Origin of the sequence: uncultured Bacteroides sp., from assembly GCF_910578895.1 — a bacterium.
GTDB lineage: Bacteria > Bacteroidota > Bacteroidia > Bacteroidales > Bacteroidaceae > Bacteroides.
This window is the reverse complement of the sequence record NZ_CAJTSC010000085.1, coordinates 6,093-8,458: the sequence shown is the minus strand read 5'-3', so window position 1 is coordinate 8,458 and position 2,366 is coordinate 6,093. Positions and strand designations below refer to the sequence as shown.

Below are 2,366 nucleotides of genomic sequence, written 5' to 3'. Positions count from 1 at the left end.
AATCACGGTGAACTGATGAATGCTGACAGCATCCACTTCCCGGATTCGCTGAAAGTACAAACCAAGAAACTAGGACGTACCGTTTATGGCGGAGGGGGTATCATGCCGGATTATTTCGTACCTATCGACACTACTCTTTATACGGATTATCACCGCAATCTGGTAGCTAAAGGAGCCGTGATTAAATTCACCATGCAGTTTATCGAAGGACACCGGAAAGAGTTGGCAAACAAATACAAGAAGTTCGAATCGTTTAATGAGAAGTTCGTAGTCGATGATAATATGCTTGCCACTTTAAAAGAAATAGGAGAGAAAGAAGGGGTGAAGTTTAACGAAGAGCAATATCAAAAGTCGCTCCCTCTTATCAAGACGCAGCTTAAAGCACTGATAGCCCGTGATCTTTGGGATATGAACGAATATTTCCGGGTAATGAATACTACCAATGAGAGTATACAAAAGGCGCTGGAGATACTGAATTCGGGCGAGTATCAGAAGAAGCTGGAATAGGGCATTCAGTAAACAATCATAAGACACCATTTTTCAGTTCGGTGGACATATATACTCACCATAGTGGACATATATATACACGATGGTGAGTATATATATCCACCGTGCTGTATATATATGTCCACTAAGAGCTGTGTATTAACCGATTAGCTTTTCTTTCCTATATACAAAAAATAAGAGGCTGTCTAAAAAGTCGGTTCTATCATCTACAATAAGATAGGAAGAACCTCGTTTATCCTACCACCCCGTCCTTCGGACACCCCTCCTTCCCGAAAGGAGGGGAGTTAGAGTTACTAACGACTTTTTAGACGGCCTCATATATTTTCCATCCATTCACGGACGGAAACAGCCTACAGTTTCACTATCTGTTCGTTACCATCATACTTCACGGTCACTCCTTTTGCATTCAAATCAAATGGCTGTGCTTTCTCCTTATTGACCGTAACCACCGTGAAAGTACGCTCCTTCAACATACCCGGAAATTCCCCCCGGCGTTCACCGATCACTAAAGTCCTAGTAGCCTCATCATACTTTATTGGTATCATGGCATACATTCCTTGTTCATAGTTATAATTCACTCCTTCATCTTCGTATAGCGTAAACTCTCCATCGGCTCCCTGATAAATATACAAACGGATATGCTCCGCCGGTTTCTCATCCGTATACTGAATATCATCTCCGAACGGAACAATAGCCCCTGCACGCACATACAACGGAATACGCTCATAAGGAGCCTCTATTTCTTTCCTCTCTCCCCCAGCCTGGAATTTGCCGGAATAGAAATCATACCAGCCTTCTGCTTGAGGGAAATAAATTTCACGGCTACGTTCACCATAGCGATAAACGGGAGATACCATCAATGAAGGGCCGAACATAAACTGGTCACCAATATTATTCACTTCGGCATCCGCAGTGAAATCCATAACCAAGGGACGCATAATCGTATAATCATCCAACCAAGTCATACCTGCCAGCGAATAAATATACGGCATCATATTATAACGTAGCTTGGTATAATACACCACCGACTGATAAGCCGGATGCCCTTCCGGCGCAATCTCCCATATTTCACGGAAAGGATACTGCCCGTGCGCACGATACAAAGGAGCAAACGCACCGAATTGATACCAGCGGGCATTCAACTCGCGCCATTCTTTATAATCGGCATTTTCCGTCTTTGCAGCGTTCCATTGTTTCTGTCCTGCCACATAACGATTCTCTACACAAAAACCGCCAATATCCATTGTCCAATAAGGTATGCCGCTCATCGCAAAATTCAACCCGGCAGAAATCTGCGCTTTCATGTCTTCCCAACGTGTACCGATATCTCCACTCCATGTAGCCGTAGAATAACGCTGCAATCCGGCAAATCCCGAACGGGTCAGCAGAAACACACGTTTGTTATTATCCACTCCGCGCTGACCGTTGTAAATCGCTTCCGCATTCATCAGTGCATAAGCATTGAAGAATTCTGTAGAAGAGCCCAATGCCGTAGGCCCGCACAAAGCCTTCCGATATTCCAGGTCTGTACAGTCGCGCACATTCGGTTCGCTGGCATCCATCCACCAGGCATCGATACCTAGTGGATAATAATGCTCATACATCTGTTTCCAAAACAATTTCCGGGCGGCGGGATCGTATGCGTCATAAAAACCATAATGGTAACCGGGACCGACCCAATCTTTCAAACTATCCTTGACAGACTGCTGATACATCCATCCTTTTTTGTCGAACTCCTTGAAATGTTCAGTAGTAACATAAAACTTAGGCCATACCGAAATCATCATACGACCATGCATCGCATGAATGGAATCGACCATTGCTTTCGGATCCGGAAAACGGGTTTTATCAAACTCATG

2 pseudogenes (1 of these 2 only partly in view) are annotated in these 2,366 nt (G+C 44.3%); one reads left to right on the top strand and one right to left on the bottom strand.

Annotated elements, in window-relative coordinates:
- Nucleotides 1-507: pseudogene (locus QZ327_RS13795) on the top strand (peptidase S41); the annotation flags it as partial.
- A 350-nt stretch (nucleotides 508-857) separates the two neighbouring features.
- Here QZ327_RS13795 and QZ327_RS13790 read toward each other — a convergent pair.
- Nucleotides 858-2,366: pseudogene (locus QZ327_RS13790) on the bottom strand (TIM-barrel domain-containing protein) (its annotated part continues 289 nt past the right edge of the window); the annotation flags it as partial.